The following is a 14,092-nucleotide window of genomic DNA, read 5'->3' as shown; positions in this document are numbered from 1 at the left end:
ACCGCCATGTTCGACACCGTCCTGTTCCCCATCGACCAGAGCCGCCAGACGACGGAAACGGCGGCCGTCGCCCTGCAGCTCGCCCAGCGCCACGGCAGCCGCATCGTGCTGCTGTCGGTGGTGGAGGCTGAAGAAGGCGTGATGCATGATCCGGCCGATGTGGCCAGGCTGCTGGAGCAGGCCCGCGTCAGCTTCACCCAGGCCGGTGTGGCCTGTGAGGTGCTCGAGCGGGAGGGAAAGCCGGCCTTCGTGATCGGTGACGTGGCCGATGAGATCAACGCCGACGTGATCGTCATGGGCACCCGGGGCATCACCCTGGAGGGCGACCACCAAAGCACCGCCGCCCGGGTGCTGCAGCTGGCGCCCTGTCCGGTGCTGGTGGTGCCCTGATGCCGGACGTCGGCGACACCGTCCGCCTGAGTACGGCCGCACCTCCGATCCAGTGGTACCCGGGCCACATCGCCAAGGCGGAGAAGGCCCTCAGCGCCAACCTCGAGAAGGTGGATCTGGTCATCGAAGTGCGCGATGCCCGCATCCCCCTGGCCACGGGCCACCCGCGGCTGCAGCGGTGGATCCGGGGCAAGCAGCACCTGCTGGTGATCAATCGCCGCGACATGGTCAGCCCTGCGGCCCGTCTGGCCTGGGACGGCTGGTTCCGCCAGCGGGGTGAGGTGCCGTGGTGGTGCGACGCCAAGGTGGGCACCGGCGTCAAGCAGCTGCAGCAGGCGGCGATTCGTGCCGGGGAGCAGCTCAACGCCCGCCGGGCTGGCCGCGGCATGAAGCCGCGCCCCGTGCGGGCCCTGATGCTGGGCTTCCCCAACGTGGGCAAGTCGGCCCTGATCAACCGGCTGGTGCGCCAGAAGGTGGTGGAGAGTGCCCGCCGGGCCGGCGTCACCCGCAGCCTGCGCTGGGTGCGGCTGGGCCAGGACCTGGATCTGCTCGACGCCCCCGGTGTACTGCCCCCCCGCCTCGATGACCAGCTGGCCGGGCTGCGGCTGGCCCTCTGCGACGACATCGGCCAGGCCTCCTACGACGGCGAAGCGGTGGCCCTGGCTTTCCTGCGTTTGCTCGTGCAGCTGGAGCCGGTGGCGGCCGCGGGCGTGGCGCCGGGGCTGCTGGAGCGGCGTTACGGGGTGGCCATGCCCCCCGGGGCTCCGGACGCCACCGCCTGGCTCAGTGCCAGCGCAGCCCGCCACACCAGTGGCGACACGGCCCGCATGGCCCAGCGCCTGCTCGATGATTTCCGCCGCTCGCTGCTGGGGCCGATCTCCCTGGAGTTGCCGGCCCCCGAGCGGCCTGCCCAGGAGCCGCCCTCCAGCTGATGGGCGCGTTCGGCGAAGGCGAAGGGGAGTTGCTGACGCTTCACTACCCGAAGCCGCTGCCGATGCGGCTCGACCGCTGGCTGGTGTCCCAGCGGCCCGAGCAGAGCCGTGCCCGCATCCAGAAGTTCATCGAGGCGGGTTATGTGCGGGTCAACGGCGTCACCGGCCAGGCCAAGACGCCCCTGCGCACCGACGACAGCGTGGAGCTGTGGATGCCGCCGCCGGAGCCTCTGCCCTATCTGGTGGCCCAGCCGATGGTGCTGGACGTGCTGTTCGAGGACGCCCACCTGATCGTGCTCAACAAGCCCGCTGGGCTCACGGTCCATCCGGCCCCCGGCAACAAGGACGGCACCCTGGTGAACGGCCTGCTGCACCACTGCCCCGACCTGCCGGGCATCGGCGGCGAGATGCGGCCGGGCATCGTGCACCGCCTCGACAAGGACACCACCGGCTGCATCGTCGTCGCCAAGAGCCAGGAGGCGCTGGTGAAGCTGCAGGTGCAGATCCAGAAGCGCATCGCCTCGCGGGAGTACCTGGCGGTGGTGCATGGCCAGCCAGCGGCCGACAGCGGCACGATCGTGGGGGCCATCGGCCGCCATCCGGTCGATCGCAAGAAGTACGCCGTGGTCTCCGACAGCACCGGCCGCCATGCCTGCACCCACTGGCGCCTGGTCGAACCCCTGGGCGATTACGCCCTGCTGCGCTTCAAGCTCGACACGGGCCGCACCCACCAGATCCGGGTGCACTGCGCCCACACCGGCCATCCGATCGTGGGCGATGCCACCTACGGCCGCTGCCGCAAGCTGCCGGTGGCCCTCAGCGGCCAGGCCCTGCACGCGGTGCGGCTGGCCCTCGACCACCCGATCAGTGGCGAGCGGCTGGTGTGCGAGGCGCCCCTGCCGGAGGTGTTCGAGACGCTGCTGCTGGCCCTGCGGCGGCGGTCGACCTGAGGGCGTCGCTCCGGCAAACTTGAAGTCCCGGATCCCGGTGTCATGGCCCCGTCGCCGCGTCGGCTGTTCGTTGATCAGTTCTTCGTCGGCTGGGTGTACGGCCCCTGGGTGGTGGCCGGCCTGCTGGTGATCCTGGCGCTGCGGCTCTTGCTGGCCGAGGATTTCAACCTGCACAGCCACGCCTGGGGCCTGTTCGGCAACGCGGCGATCTGCTTCTCGATCGGCTGTGTCTGCAAGCTCTCGTGGGCCATGGCGCGTTTCAACGCCGTGCGCCAGCTGGAGTTGCAGCTGCGCCAGGAGCTGGGTCTGCGTTGATGGCGATGACCCGTTCCCAGCTTGGGATGGTTGTCACCCTGCCCTGGTTGGCCGCCGGGGTGGTGCTGCTGGCCATGACCCGCCTCGAGGGCGAAACCCGGGAAGCGCAGCTGGGCCTGTTCGGCAGCGCCGCCATCTGCTTCTCGATCGGCTGCCTGGCCCGCACCAGCCTGGGCCTCCACGACCTGATGCAGGCCTCCTCCACCAAGGACGCGGCGCCAACCCCGGGCCCCCGGCAGCCATGATCCGGCGCCACGCCCACCGCTGGCTGGCCCCGGCCCTGGCGCTGGCCGTGGTGGCAGCGATGGCCCCGGCCCGGGCCCAGTCGCGCCGCCTGCCGCCCCCATCCCCGGCGCTGCTGCGCAGCCTCCAGGGGTTCCAGCAGGATCTCGAACGGCTCGACCGCAGCCTGCTGCCGGCGGCGCCGGAGGCCGACGGTGCCGGACCGGCAGAGGTGCCCGACCTGCCGGCCCCGGCCGCCACGGCCCTGCCGGAGGCTCCCGAGGCGGTGCGGATCGAGCGGCGCCAGCGGCTCAGCCTGGCCGAGGCCCTGGCGGTGGCCGTGCGCAACGACCCCGATCTCGCCGCCGCCGTGCTCGGCGTGCGCGAGCAGCAGGACCTGGCCGGCTCGGCCCGGGGACGCAGGTGGCCGGAGCTGGGTCTGAACCTGGCCGGTGGCTTCCGCCAGCAGCGCTCCTACAGCCAGGTCTGGGCCGCCAATGACGGCATCTATCCGGCGGACTCCCCGTTTCTGGTCAGGCCCCAGGGCTGGAATGTGGTGCAGACCAACGTCGGTGCGGCCGCCGCCCGCATGGAACTGGGCTGGGAGCTGATCAGCCCTAACCGCACCGCCAGCATCGCCGAGGCCGACGACGGCCTCAGGGCCTCCCGCCAGCGCTACGCCGACCGGTTGCGCCAGCTGCAGCTGGATGTGAGCGTCGCCTACTACGGGCTGCAGCTCGCCGACCAGCTGCAGCGCATCCGCCGGGCCGTTGCCGACAGCGACACGGTGGTGCGCGACCAGGTGGCGGCGCTCCAGCAGGCGGGTCTGGTGCCGCGGCTGGATCGGCTCCGGGCCGAGGCCGCCCTGCAGCAGAGCCTCTATCGCCTGGAGCAGGCCGAGGCCCTGCAGCTCAGCCGTCAGCGCCAGCTCAGTAACCTGATCAACGTGCCCTTCGATGTCAGCCTGCGGGCCAGCGAGACGGTGCGGTTGCAGCCCCCCTGGCCCCTCGATCTGGAGCAGACGATCGTGCGCGGCTGGCGCGACAACCCCCAGCTGCGGGCCCTGCAGGCCGCCCGCGACGCCCTGCTGCGCCAGGCCGATCGCCGCGCTGCCGAACTGCTGCCCAGCCTGCGGCTGGTGGCCTCCGGTGGCTACGGCCAGGGGCTGATCACCCAGCCGGTGATCCGCTTGGATGGCTGCTGCAGCTCGGCCCTCATTCCCCAGCTGTTCAACCAGCGCTCCGACTGGGCCGCGGGTCTGCAGCTGCACTGGCGCTTCTTCGATGGCGGCGTCACGGCCGGCGCCGTGGCCGCCAGCCGCAGCGCCGCGGCGCGCACCGACCAGAGCCTGGCCCGCGAGCGCAACGCCATCCGTCAGCGCCTTGAGGCCGCCTTCTACGACCATCGGGCCGCCCTGCGCCAGATCGTGGCGGCCCGCGCTTCGTACGGCGCCTCCCGGGAGGCCTTCCGCGATGTGCGGGCCCGTTACCAGCTCGGACTGGCCGACTACAGCGACGTGGCCACCACCGTGGCCACCCTCACCGGCGCCATGGAGGGGGTGGCCGAATCCACCACCCTGGCCAATGTCAGCTATGCCCAGCTGCTGCGCGAGCTGCTGCCGGTGCCTGACCGGCCCGATCAGCCGGTGGCGCTGCCGCTGGTGCTGGGCGGCTCCTGAGCACCGCCGCAGAGCCGCTGCCAGCGGCGCTGGCGCCAGGCGAACGTGCGCCACAGCAGCAGCAGCAGCAGGGCCGCGAACCAGAACCACACTTCCGGGGCGTTGGCATGCAGCAACACCACCAGCAGGGCCGCCACCAGCACCAGCCAGGGCAGCTCGCGGGTCATGGCAGGGCCTGTCGCTGCTGGAGTTGGGGCTGGTCCTGGCGCTCCTGCTGGCGCAGGGTGCGATAGCTGCCCGTGAGGTCGCGCAGCATCGGCAGCAGGTAGCTGACCGGTGGCCGCCATTCGACATAGCCGTGGGCCTTGAGGGTCAGCCCCTCGCGGATCGGAAAGACGCTGCTGCCGCGGCTGAGGGTCCAGCGGAAGCCATCGAAGCCGGCAGTGTCGCCCGCGCTCAGCAAGGTGATCTCGGTGCGCAGCACCGGTCCGTGGCGCACCAGGGCCTCCGCCAGCTGGGGGTTGCCCATGGTGGTGTTGACGTCTTCGCTGGTGGCGGGCAGCAGGTTGATGCTGCTGACGCGACCACGGATGCCGCCGAAGCGGCCCCGCTCGTTCCAGTCCGGCACCACCTCCATGGCCAGGCCGGGGCGCAGGCGGCGGGCATCGGCCGGCGCGAAGTAGGCCACGGCCTGCAAGGCCTGGCCGCCAGCTTCAGGGCCACCCTTGGGACTTCCCAGGGTACCGAGGCGCTGGCCCGGTTTCACCGTCTGGCCGCGCACCACCTGCAGATCCAGCAGCTGCCCATCCCGGGTGGCGCTGAGGCTGCCGTCGAAGCCCAGGCGGGTCTGGGTGACCCCCACGGCGCGGCGGGCGTCATGGATGCCAAAGCGCCGCCGCTGGGCTTCGGTCTCGATGCCCAGCTTCACCGTCTCCCAGGCATCGATCGCCTCCCGCTGCCGGATGCCGAGATCGGCGACGTCGTTGTCGAGCTGGATGGCCCGGTCTTCACTGGCCACCACCTCGCCGGCCAGGGGGGCCACCACCTCGCGGCGGGCGAGATGGCGGAAATCGGCCACCTTCTGGTCGTAGACGCGACGCAGGGCATCGAGGCGTTCGCGGTTGCCCTGCAGCTGGGCCAGGGCCGTGTCCCGCAGCCGCCGGGCCGAGGCCAGTCGCGCCTGGTCGCGCCGGTCGAGATCGGCGTTGATGCGGATCAGCTCCGCCAGATCCTTCTCCTGACGGCGCAGTTGCTGCTCCAGGGTGGGCAGGTAGAGGCGCAGCAGGGTCTGGCCCCGGCTCACCCGCTCGCCCACCCGCACCGGCAGGCTGAGGATCTGGCCCTCGGCCCGGGCATCGATCACCGTGGCGCCCCCCGGTACGATCACCACCCCCCGGCCGATCACCTCGGTGGGCACCGGCCAGAACAGGAACCAGCCGGCCGTCAGGGCCCAGGCGCTGCCGAGGGCCAGCAGCACTCGCCGCTCCGAGGTGTCCTCCGACGTTTCCATGGCCAGCCTCAGCCCCGCAGCCGTTCCACCAGGTGGGTGCCCACCCGCAGGGCATTGGCGATGGCGGTGAGGGAGGGGTTCACGGCGCCGATGGTGGGCATGAAGCTGGTATCGACGACGTAGAGGTTGTCGAGTTCGTGGGCCTTGCAGTTCAAGTCGAGCACCGAGCTGGCGGGATCGCTGCCGAAGCGGCAGGTGCCGGCCTGGTGCCCCACGGCGGCGATGCCCATGCTGTTGGCGATGTAGAACTGGCGCTCCACCAGGTGGTTGCGCAGGTAGAGGCGATCCAGCAGGCCTTCCAGCCGGCTGGCGAGGCGCGCCGAGGCGGTGAGGTTGTTGGGGGTGTAGCTGAGCTGGATCTGGCCGGAGCCGGTCACGGTGACGCGGTTGTTCGGATCGGGAAGATCCTCGCTGGAGAGCCAGAAGTCGAGGGCATGCTCGGCGATCTTGTCCATGCTCCAGCCGGGCATCATGAAGGTTTCCAGTGGCGCGTAGCCCTTCATGATCGTGCCGTTTGTCTTGCCCGTCATCTGGATGTTGCCCATCGGGTAGTCGAAGTCGGCATCGCCGAGGTACCAGTCGTTGACGCACACCGTCTTCTGGAAGACGGTGTGGTTCGGCTCATGGGCCAGGGCCACCATCGCCTTGCTGTTGTGGAACATGTAGTGGCGGCCCACCTGGTCCGAGCCGTTGGCCAGGCCGCGGGGATGGCGGTCGTTGGCCGAAACCAGCAGCAGCCGGGCGCTGTTGGCGGCGCCACAGCTCACCACCACCACATCGCCGCTGACCGTCAGCGGCTCACCGTCCCGCTCCAGCTCCACCGCCTTCACCGTGCGGCCGGATTCATCGGTGATCAGGCGCTTCACCTGGGCCCGCGTCAGCAGGGACACGTTGGGGCAGGCCAGGGCCGGCCGCATGCCCAGCACCTCCGCGTCCGATTTGGCGTGCACCAGGCAGGGGAAACCATCGCAGCAGTTGCACTTGCGGCAACGGCTGAAGGCCATGTTGGCCTCATCGAGCTGGACGCCGCTGGGGGCATGAAACGGGTGCAGCCCGGCGGAGCGCAGGTCGTCGACCAGCTTCTGCATCCGCGGCTCATGGGCCACCGGCGGATGGGGGTAGGGGCCGCTGCAGGGCGGCTCGGTGGGGTCCTCACCGCGCTGGCCGTGCACGTGGTACATCTCCTCGGCCCTCTGGTACCAGGGCTCGAAATCGGCGTAGCGCAGGGGCCAGGCCGGCGAGGTGCCATCGAAGTGGGGAAGCTGCTCGAAGTCCTGCTGGCGCAGGCGGAAATGGGCGGCGCCATACATCTTGGTGGCGCCGCCGACGAAGTAATGGCTGCCCGGCTGGAACGTCTTGCCGTGCTTGTCGAGCCAGGGATCCTTCGACACATAGCGGTTCTGCTGGAACACCGCTTCGGCGTCCCAGTTCTGGGGTTCCTGGGGCAGCCAGTCGCCCCGCTCCAGCACCAGCACCTTCAGGCCCGTGGGGGCCAGGTGGCGGGCCAGGGTGCCGCCACCGGCGCCGCTGCCGATGATCACCACATCGAAGTGGGCACCATGGCTCACCTGCCGCTGGGCCGGCTGCGGCAGGGGCGAGGTGTACAGGCTCGGACCGGCGACCTGTGCGCTGGGGGACGGGGAGCTCATGACGGGGGGGTATAGCGGTTGAGCTGATTGAGCATCTTGCAGACCATGGCGCTCCAGCCGGTCTGGTGGGAGGCGCCGACGCCACGGCCATTGTCGCCGTGGAAGTACTCGTTGAACAGGATCAGATCACGCCAGTGGGGATCGTTCTGGAACAGTTCCACGCCGCCATTGAAGGGGCGGCGGCCTTCGCCGTTGCGGCGGAACAGATCCACCAGCCGCTTCTCCAGCTCCAGGGAGGCCTCCCAGAGGCTGATCCAGTGGCCCGAGCGGGTGGGGAACTCCACCTTGAAGCTGTTGTCGTAGAAGTGGGCGAACTTCTGCAGCGATTCGATCAGCAGGAAGTTCATCGGCATCCACACCGGCCCGCGCCAGTTGGAGTTGCCCCCGAACATCGCCACCGGACTGTCGGCCGGGCTGTAGGTGAGGGTCTGGCTTTCGCTGCCTTCGGTGTAGGTGTAGGGGTGCTGTTCGTACACCTTGGAAAGGGAGCGGATGCCGTAGGGCGAGAGAAACTCCTCCTCGTCGAAGAGCCGCTCGCAGATGCGCTGTAGGCGCTCCCTGGGCACCAAGGTGAACAGCACCCGGTCGTTGTGCCAGATCCCCAGGTTCTGCACCATCCAGGAGGGCGTGGTGCGCTCGTGGGTGAACCAGGCCAGGGTGCGGGTGACATCCAGCATCGGTAACCGTGCCACGGTGTCGATGTCGAAGCTTTGCACCGCCAGCAGTGGCACCAGGCCCGAGAGCGAGCGGGTGCGCAGGTAGTCGACGCTGCCGTCGGGCCGTTTGATCACGTCGTAATAGAAACCGTCCTCCTCGTCCCAGTTGAGGTAGTCGCGGCCGGCAGGATTGTTGAGGCCAATGGCCAGCTGCACGAAATCCACCACGAAGCGCTCGCAGATGTCGGCGTACTCCGGCTCTTCGCGGCTCAGCTCCACGGCGATCTCCAGCAGATTGAGACTGAGCGAGGCCATCCAGGCGGTGCCGTCGCACTGCTCGATGATGCTGCCGTCGGCCAGGGGGAAGCGCCGATCGAACACGGCGATGTTGTCGAGGCCCAGGAAGCCCCCCTCGAAGACGTTGTCGCCGGAGCGGTCGTTGCGGTTGGCCCACCAGCCGTACTCCAGGATCAGCTTGCGCAGGGCCGCCCGCAGGAAGGCCAGGTCGGCGGTGTCGGAGTTCTTGCGATCAATCTGATAGATGCGCATCGCCGCCCAGGCGCCGATCGGCGGATTGGGATCGGACAGGGCCCATTCGTAGGCAGGGGTCTGGGCGTTGGGAGCGGTGTAGTGGGGCTTGCGCAGCAGCATGCACTGCTCCTTGGCGGTCGCCGGATCGAAGACCGCAAAGGCCACGGAGTGGAACATCAGGTCCCACTGGCAGAAGTAGGGGTACTCCCAGCAATCCGGCATCGAGATCACGTCGTGGGCGTGCAGCCGTTGCCAGTAGGCGTTCTGGGTGTGACGCCGCTGGGCCGGTGGGGGCGTGCCGGTGGGGTCGCCCTCGAGCCAGCGCATCACGCTCCAGCCGTAGTACTTCTTGCACCACAGCAGCCCGGCGGTGCCGGCCAGGTGGATGCGGCGGTCGTCTTCGGACAGGCCGGGAACGCGATGCTCGAAATACTCGAGCCATTCCCGTTCGCGCTCGGCGAAGATCGCCGCGATGGCGTTCTCGTCCAGTGCAGGGGCCGGCGCGGGGCCGTCGACGCGGTGCAGCCGCAGCTCCACCACCCACTCCTCGCCGGCGGCCAGGGTGCGCTGCAGCAAGCGGCCCGCCTTGCTGCCCTGCAGGGCCGGATTCACCGCCCCGATTTCGCCGTCGACCACATGGCGATGGAAGCCGTCCTTCTGGAAAGCGGTGGCGTTGGGCTGGCCCCAGAGCCGCTCGCTGTTGGTTTCGTTGTCGGTGAAGATCCAGCGGCCGGGCTCCTCGCAGTCGAGCTGATACACCCCCAGATGGGGGATCCCATCGGTGACCACCCCAGGGCCGCTGGCGGCGTCTCCGGAGCCGGCGATTGGGTAGATCTGGTGTTCGACTTCATCGGGATAGCCCCAGCGCCAGGTGTTGCGCAGCCACAGGGTTGGCAACAGGGTGAGCGGTGCTGATTCGGGGCCGCGGTTGCTGACCCGCAGGCGGATCAGCAGGTCTTCAGGTCCGGCCTTGGCGTAGTCGATGGCGACATCGAAATAACGGCTCTCGTTGAAGATTCCCGTGTCGACCAGTTCGTATTCGGGCTGATCGCGGCCGCGGCGGCCGTTCTCGGCCAGCAGCTCCTGGTAAGGGAACTGCTGCTGCGGGTACTTGTACAGCCCCCGCATGAAGCTGTGGGTGGGGGTGTTGGCGAGATGGAAGAAGTAGTCCTTGAGATCCTCGCCGTGGTTGCCCTCGGGGTTGCCCAGGCCGAAGGGCCGTTCCTTGAGGATCGGATCGGCACCGTTCCAGAGGGCCAGCGAGAAACAGAGGCGGCACTGGTCGTCGCAAAGGCCCAGCAGGCCGTCTTCGCCCCAGCGGTAGACGCGGGAGCGGGCGTGGTCGTGGGGGAAGGAGCTCCAGGCGTCCCCGTCGGCGGAGTAGTCCTCGCGCACCGTGCCCCACTGGCGTTCGCTCAGGTAGCTGCCCCACAGGCTCCAGGGGGCGAGGCCGTGGTCGCGCTCGGCCAGGCGCCGGGTTTCCGACGGGGTGATGGCGTCAATCGCGGCGCGGCCGGGGACGCTGGCCGTCATAGGGAGGCCTTGAGGGCGGCGCCGATGCGCAGGGCGTTGGCGATCACCGTGAGCCCCACCCCCACCGACGGGCAGAAGGGCAGCACGCTGGCATCGACGATCCAGAGGTTGGCCACCTCGTGGCTGCGGCCCTGCAGATCCACCACCGAGGTGGCCGGATCCGAGCCCATGCGGCAGGTGCCGCAGGCGCCGCCGATCACCGGCAGGGGCGCCTCGCCGCGGGGGTGGGTGGGGGCGGCCTTGGCCACCATCGTCAGGGGGTCGGCCTCCACGGCCTTGAGGCTGTCGATCCAGCGGTAAACGAGGCGGTCGTGGGCCTCCCGGTTGTTGGCGGTGTAGTGGATCTGCAGCTGCTGGCCCCGCAGGGCGAGGCGGTTGTGGGGATCGGGCCGCACGCCGCTCATCGCCCACCAGGTGATCGAGCGGGCGGCCAGCTGCTCAAGGCCGAAATCCGGCAGCAGGCGGGTCACCAGGGAGAGCACCGGCGGAGATTCGGCGAACAGGGCGTCCTGGAGAACCCCGCCACCGCTCTGGATCGAGCCGAGGGGGAAGTCGACGTTCTTGTCACCCCAGTAGAAGTCGGTGATGCCATGGCCGCGGCCGTAGCGGCCCGAGTTGGGGGCGGCCGCCAGCTGCAGGATCGAGGTGAGCTGGGGCTTCATCAGGTTGCGGCCCACCTGGTCGGAGCCGTTGGCCAGGCCGCGGGCATGGTGGTCGGTGGCGGAGCGCAGCAGGATCTCCGGCGTGCCGATGGCCCCGGCGGCCAACACCACCTGGTGGCCGCGGAACAGCCAGCGCTGGTTGTCGATCTCCGCTTCGACGCCGCGCACCTCCCGCCCCGACGGATTGACATGCAGTTGCATCACCCGGGCATGCTCCTTGACCGTGACGCCGCTGCAGGCGCGCACCGGATCAACGCCGAACAGCTCGGCATCCCCGGTGGGATCGACGGCGGAGTCGGACCAGCTCAGGGGTAGGTCGTAGGGATGCAGGCCCTGGCGCTCCAGGGCGGCACGCAGCTCCACCAGAAACGGCTCCACCGGCCGTGGCGCCGCGGGATAGGCACTCTCGCGGGCCGGGGCGGTGGGATCGGCACCAGCCACGCCGTGCACGTGATAGAGCTTCTCCGCCTGCTCATACCAGGGAGCCAGGTCGTCGTAACGCAGTTCCCAGTCCGGCGAGGGCCCCTCCTGGAGCGGCACGCCAATGAATTCCTGCTCGCGCATGCGTTCGAGCACGCCACCCCAGATCTTGGTGTTGCCGCCGATGGCATGCACCACCTGGGGGGAGAAGGGATCCCCATCGGTGCCGAACCATTTCTCCTCGGGGTGGTAGCGCTGCTTGCGGAACAGACTCACTTCGGCCACGTTCTGGTCGGCCTGGGGCATCACGCCACCGCGCTCCAGCAGTAACACCGTGTGGCCCGCATCGGCGAGGGCCGCGGCGAATGTTCCGCCACCGGCACCGCTGCCGATCAGAATCACGTCGTAATGGTTGTCGTCGATGATCATGGTTCAGGCTCTCCAGACATAGAGCAGCACGAACAGGATGATCCAGATCACATCCACGAAGTGCCAGAACAGGGACGTGGCGATGACACCTTGCTCGCCACCGTCGTAATTGCCGGGGACGAAGGACTTGGCCAGCATCAGGCCCATCAGCAGGATGCCGGTGAGCACATGCAGGCCATGGAAGCCGGTGAGCAGATAGAAGGTGCCGCCGAAGGTGCCCGAGGTGAAGCCGAAGCTGAGGCCACTCCACTCCACCGCCTGGCCATAGAGGAAATAGGCCCCCATGGCCATGGTCAGCAGCCAGAAGCCCCGGAACAACCAGATCTTCCCCTTGCCCTTGAAATGCTCGGCCACCACCATCGTGAAGGAGCTGGACACCAGCACCACCGTGTTGATCAGTGGCAGGCGCCATTCGAGGCTGTCCACACCGGCGGGCAGCCAGTCGAGGGCGGCCAGGCGCAGGATGGCGTAGCCACTGAAGAACGCCAGGAAGATGACGCTTTCGGAGCACAGAAAAATGATGAAGCCGGTGAGGTTGTGGTTGGCGTGCTGGCCCTCGCCGTGGCCCACGGTCTGGTCGCTCTGGGGGGCAGGGGTGCTGCTCATCGGTTGGCCTCCTGAAGGGTCAGGGCTCGATCAATGTCGGCTTGGTGCTCCACCAGGGGTTCGCCGGTGCCATAGCCATACGGACGGCTGATCACGGTGGGGACGTGGTCGCCGAAGTTGTCTTCCGCCGGTGGTGAGGGCAGCAGCCATTCCAGGCCGATGGCGTTCCAGGGGTTGTGCGGCGCCCTGGGACCCCGGGCCCAGGAACTGATCATGTTGAGCAGGAAGGGGATGATCGACACCCCCAGCAGGAACGATCCCAGGCTGGCCAGCACGTTCCAGAAGGCGAACTCGGGGTCGTAGGAAGAGACCCGCCGGGGCATTCCCATCAGACCCATCGGATGCATGGGCAGGAAGCTGAGATTGGCGCCCACGAAGGTGAGCAGAAAATGCAGCTTGCCAAGGCCCTCGTAGGGCATCCGGCCCGTGAACTTGGGAAACCAGTGGTAGATGGCGGCGAAGATACCCATGACGGCTGCGCCGTAAATCACGTAGTGGAAGTGGCCCACCACGAAATAGGTGTTGCTGACGTGAATGTCTATCGGTACGGTGGCCAGCATGATGCCGGTGATGCCGGCGAAGACGAAGTTGAACAGGCCGCCGAGGCAGAACAGCATCGGGGTCGTGAGCCTGATCTTGCCGCCCCACAGGGTGCCCAGCCAGGCGAACACCTTCACCCCGGTGGGCACGGCGATCAGCATCGTGGTGACCATGAACAGGTTACGCATCCACTGGGTGACGCCACTGGGGAACATGTGGTGTACCCAGACGATCAGACCGAGGCCCACGATGATGAAGGAGGCCAGGCACACATACACGTAGCCAAACAGCGGCTTGCGCGAATAAACAGGGAACAGCTCCGAGAAGATGCCGAACACCGGCAGGATGATCACGTACACCGCCGGATGGGAATAGAACCAGAAGAAGTGCTGATACAGGACCGGATCGCCGCCCCCTTCGGGCCTGTAAAACGACGTGCCGACGCTGAGATCCAACAGCAGCATCACGGCGCCACCGGTGAGGGCGGGCAGGCCGATCAGCTGCAGGGTCTGGGCGGCGAGCGCCGTCCAGCAGAAGACGGGCATGCGAAAGAGGCCCATGCCGGGAGCCCGCATGCGCAGGATCGTGGTGACGAAGTTCACCGCCCCCATGATGGAGGAAACGCCGGACAGGGCCACCGCCAGCACCCAGAGGAACTCGCCATTGATCAGTTGGCCAAGCGGGTTCTGCAGACTCACCGGCGGATAGGACCACCAGCCGGCGCTGGCCGGGCCGCTGGGGACGAAGAAGCTGGCGATCAGCAGGATGCCGAACACGGGCACCAGCCAGAAGGCGGCGGTGTTGAGCCGCGGGAAGGCCATGTCGGGGGCACCGATCATGGTGGGGATCAGCAGGTTGTTGAGCCCGTTGAGAACCGGGAAGGTGAACAGGAACAACATGATCGTTCCGTGCATCGTGTAGAGGCCGTTGTAGACGGTGCGATCCACCAAGTCGGAAGCGGGTGTGATCAACTCCCCTCGGATGATCATGGCCAGCAGGCCACCCACCAGGAAGAAGAAGAAGGCCACCACGATGTACTGGATGCCGATCACCTTGGCATCGGTGCTGAAGCCGAAGTAGCGTCGCCAGGAGGCGGGCGGTTCGGGGGAAAGGGCTGTGCTGGTCATGG

General features: G+C 68.5%; 13 protein-coding genes. 6 read left to right on the top strand and 7 right to left on the bottom strand.

Annotated elements, in window-relative coordinates:
• Positions 1-6 precede the first annotated feature (6 nt).
• From KBZ33_RS09355 to KBZ33_RS09330, 6 genes are read left to right on the top strand one after another with little or no spacing between them, the layout of a single operon-like run.
• Positions 7-390, top strand: coding sequence for a universal stress protein (locus KBZ33_RS09355; protein ID WP_254952663.1), 384 nt, complete (start codon positions 7-9; stop codon positions 388-390).
• Complete coding sequence (gene ylqF, locus KBZ33_RS09350; protein ID WP_254952664.1) at positions 390-1,322, top strand: ribosome biogenesis GTPase YlqF; 933 nt, start codon at positions 390-392, stop codon at positions 1,320-1,322. The genes KBZ33_RS09355 and ylqF overlap by 1 nt, the downstream gene beginning before the upstream one ends.
• The gene (locus KBZ33_RS09345; RefSeq protein WP_254952665.1) at positions 1,322-2,272 is read left to right on the top strand and encodes an RluA family pseudouridine synthase; all 951 of its coding nucleotides are present in this window, start codon (positions 1,322-1,324) and stop codon (positions 2,270-2,272) included. The genes ylqF and KBZ33_RS09345 overlap by 1 nt, the downstream gene beginning before the upstream one ends.
• A gap of 42 nt (positions 2,273-2,314) precedes the next feature.
• Positions 2,315-2,587: a hypothetical protein gene (locus KBZ33_RS09340; protein WP_254952666.1), complete on the top strand. Its 273-nt coding sequence runs from the start codon at positions 2,315-2,317 to the stop codon at positions 2,585-2,587.
• A gap of 5 nt (positions 2,588-2,592) precedes the next feature.
• Positions 2,593-2,832 (top strand): hypothetical protein, encoded by a 240-nt coding sequence (locus tag KBZ33_RS09335; RefSeq protein ID WP_254952668.1) that lies wholly within the window; start codon positions 2,593-2,595, stop codon positions 2,830-2,832.
• On the top strand, positions 2,829-4,487 hold the full coding sequence (locus KBZ33_RS09330) for a TolC family protein (protein ID WP_254952669.1): 1,659 nt from the start codon (positions 2,829-2,831) through the stop codon (positions 4,485-4,487). The genes KBZ33_RS09335 and KBZ33_RS09330 overlap by 4 nt, the downstream gene beginning before the upstream one ends.
• Here the strand turns inward: KBZ33_RS09330 and KBZ33_RS09325 are convergent.
• Genes KBZ33_RS09325 through KBZ33_RS09295 form a run of 7 tightly spaced genes read right to left on the bottom strand, consistent with a single transcriptional unit; the run spans position 4,448 to position 14,090 of the window.
• The gene (locus KBZ33_RS09325; RefSeq protein WP_254952671.1) at positions 4,448-4,654 is read right to left on the bottom strand and encodes a hypothetical protein; all 207 of its coding nucleotides are present in this window, start codon (positions 4,652-4,654) and stop codon (positions 4,448-4,450) included. The genes KBZ33_RS09330 and KBZ33_RS09325 overlap by 40 nt on opposite strands.
• On the bottom strand, positions 4,651-5,937 hold the full coding sequence (locus tag KBZ33_RS09320) for an NHLP bacteriocin system secretion protein (RefSeq protein WP_254952672.1): 1,287 nt from the start codon (positions 5,935-5,937) through the stop codon (positions 4,651-4,653). Before KBZ33_RS09320 ends, KBZ33_RS09325 begins: the two co-directional genes overlap by 4 nt.
• Before the next feature lie 8 nt (positions 5,938-5,945).
• A complete protein-coding gene (locus tag KBZ33_RS09315; RefSeq protein ID WP_254952673.1) occupies positions 5,946-7,586 on the bottom strand; it encodes a GMC family oxidoreductase in 1,641 nt (546 codons plus the stop codon).
• On the bottom strand, positions 7,583-10,306 hold the full coding sequence (locus KBZ33_RS09310) for an MGH1-like glycoside hydrolase domain-containing protein (RefSeq protein ID WP_254952674.1): 2,724 nt from the start codon (positions 10,304-10,306) through the stop codon (positions 7,583-7,585). Before KBZ33_RS09310 ends, KBZ33_RS09315 begins: the two co-directional genes overlap by 4 nt.
• Positions 10,303-11,817, bottom strand: a complete 1,515-nt coding sequence (locus tag KBZ33_RS09305; protein WP_254952676.1) for a GMC oxidoreductase — start codon at positions 11,815-11,817, stop codon at positions 10,303-10,305. Before KBZ33_RS09305 ends, KBZ33_RS09310 begins: the two co-directional genes overlap by 4 nt.
• A gap of 3 nt (positions 11,818-11,820) precedes the next feature.
• Positions 11,821-12,423, bottom strand: coding sequence for a heme-copper oxidase subunit III (locus tag KBZ33_RS09300; RefSeq protein ID WP_254952677.1), 603 nt, complete (start codon positions 12,421-12,423; stop codon positions 11,821-11,823).
• Positions 12,420-14,090, bottom strand: coding sequence for a cbb3-type cytochrome c oxidase subunit I (locus tag KBZ33_RS09295; protein ID WP_254952680.1), 1,671 nt, complete (start codon positions 14,088-14,090; stop codon positions 12,420-12,422). The genes KBZ33_RS09300 and KBZ33_RS09295 overlap by 4 nt, the downstream gene beginning before the upstream one ends.
• Positions 14,091-14,092 lie beyond the last annotated feature (2 nt).

Origin of the sequence: Cyanobium sp. Cruz-8D1, assembly GCF_024345975.1 — a bacterium.
In the GTDB taxonomy this organism is placed as follows: domain Bacteria; phylum Cyanobacteriota; class Cyanobacteriia; order PCC-6307; family Cyanobiaceae; genus Cyanobium.
The sequence above is the reverse complement of the archived record's forward strand: the minus strand, read 5'-3'. Positions and strand labels throughout refer to the sequence as shown.

What these genes read in the sequence shown, in the direction of transcription:
- KBZ33_RS09355 (WP_254952663.1), top strand. Translation starts at nt 7, where the DNA reads ATGTTCGACACCGTCCTGTTCCCCATCGACCAGAGCCGCCAGACGACG.
- ylqF (WP_254952664.1), top strand. Translation starts at nt 390, where the DNA reads ATGCCGGACGTCGGCGACACCGTCCGCCTGAGTACGGCCGCACCTCCG.
- KBZ33_RS09345 (WP_254952665.1), top strand. Translation starts at nt 1,322, where the DNA reads ATGGGCGCGTTCGGCGAAGGCGAAGGGGAGTTGCTGACGCTTCACTAC.
- KBZ33_RS09340 (WP_254952666.1), top strand. Translation starts at nt 2,315, where the DNA reads ATGGCCCCGTCGCCGCGTCGGCTGTTCGTTGATCAGTTCTTCGTCGGC.
- KBZ33_RS09335 (WP_254952668.1), top strand. Translation starts at nt 2,593, where the DNA reads ATGACCCGTTCCCAGCTTGGGATGGTTGTCACCCTGCCCTGGTTGGCC.
- KBZ33_RS09330 (WP_254952669.1), top strand. Translation starts at nt 2,829, where the DNA reads ATGATCCGGCGCCACGCCCACCGCTGGCTGGCCCCGGCCCTGGCGCTG.
- KBZ33_RS09325 (WP_254952671.1), bottom strand. Translation starts at nt 4,654, where the DNA reads ATGACCCGCGAGCTGCCCTGGCTGGTGCTGGTGGCGGCCCTGCTGGTG.
- KBZ33_RS09320 (WP_254952672.1), bottom strand. Translation starts at nt 5,937, where the DNA reads ATGGAAACGTCGGAGGACACCTCGGAGCGGCGAGTGCTGCTGGCCCTC.
- KBZ33_RS09315 (WP_254952673.1), bottom strand. Translation starts at nt 7,586, where the DNA reads ATGAGCTCCCCGTCCCCCAGCGCACAGGTCGCCGGTCCGAGCCTGTAC.
- KBZ33_RS09310 (WP_254952674.1), bottom strand. Translation starts at nt 10,306, where the DNA reads ATGACGGCCAGCGTCCCCGGCCGCGCCGCGATTGACGCCATCACCCCG.
- KBZ33_RS09305 (WP_254952676.1), bottom strand. Translation starts at nt 11,817, where the DNA reads ATGATCATCGACGACAACCATTACGACGTGATTCTGATCGGCAGCGGT.
- KBZ33_RS09300 (WP_254952677.1), bottom strand. Translation starts at nt 12,423, where the DNA reads ATGAGCAGCACCCCTGCCCCCCAGAGCGACCAGACCGTGGGCCACGGC.
- KBZ33_RS09295 (WP_254952680.1), bottom strand. Translation starts at nt 14,090, where the DNA reads ATGACCAGCACAGCCCTTTCCCCCGAACCGCCCGCCTCCTGGCGACGC.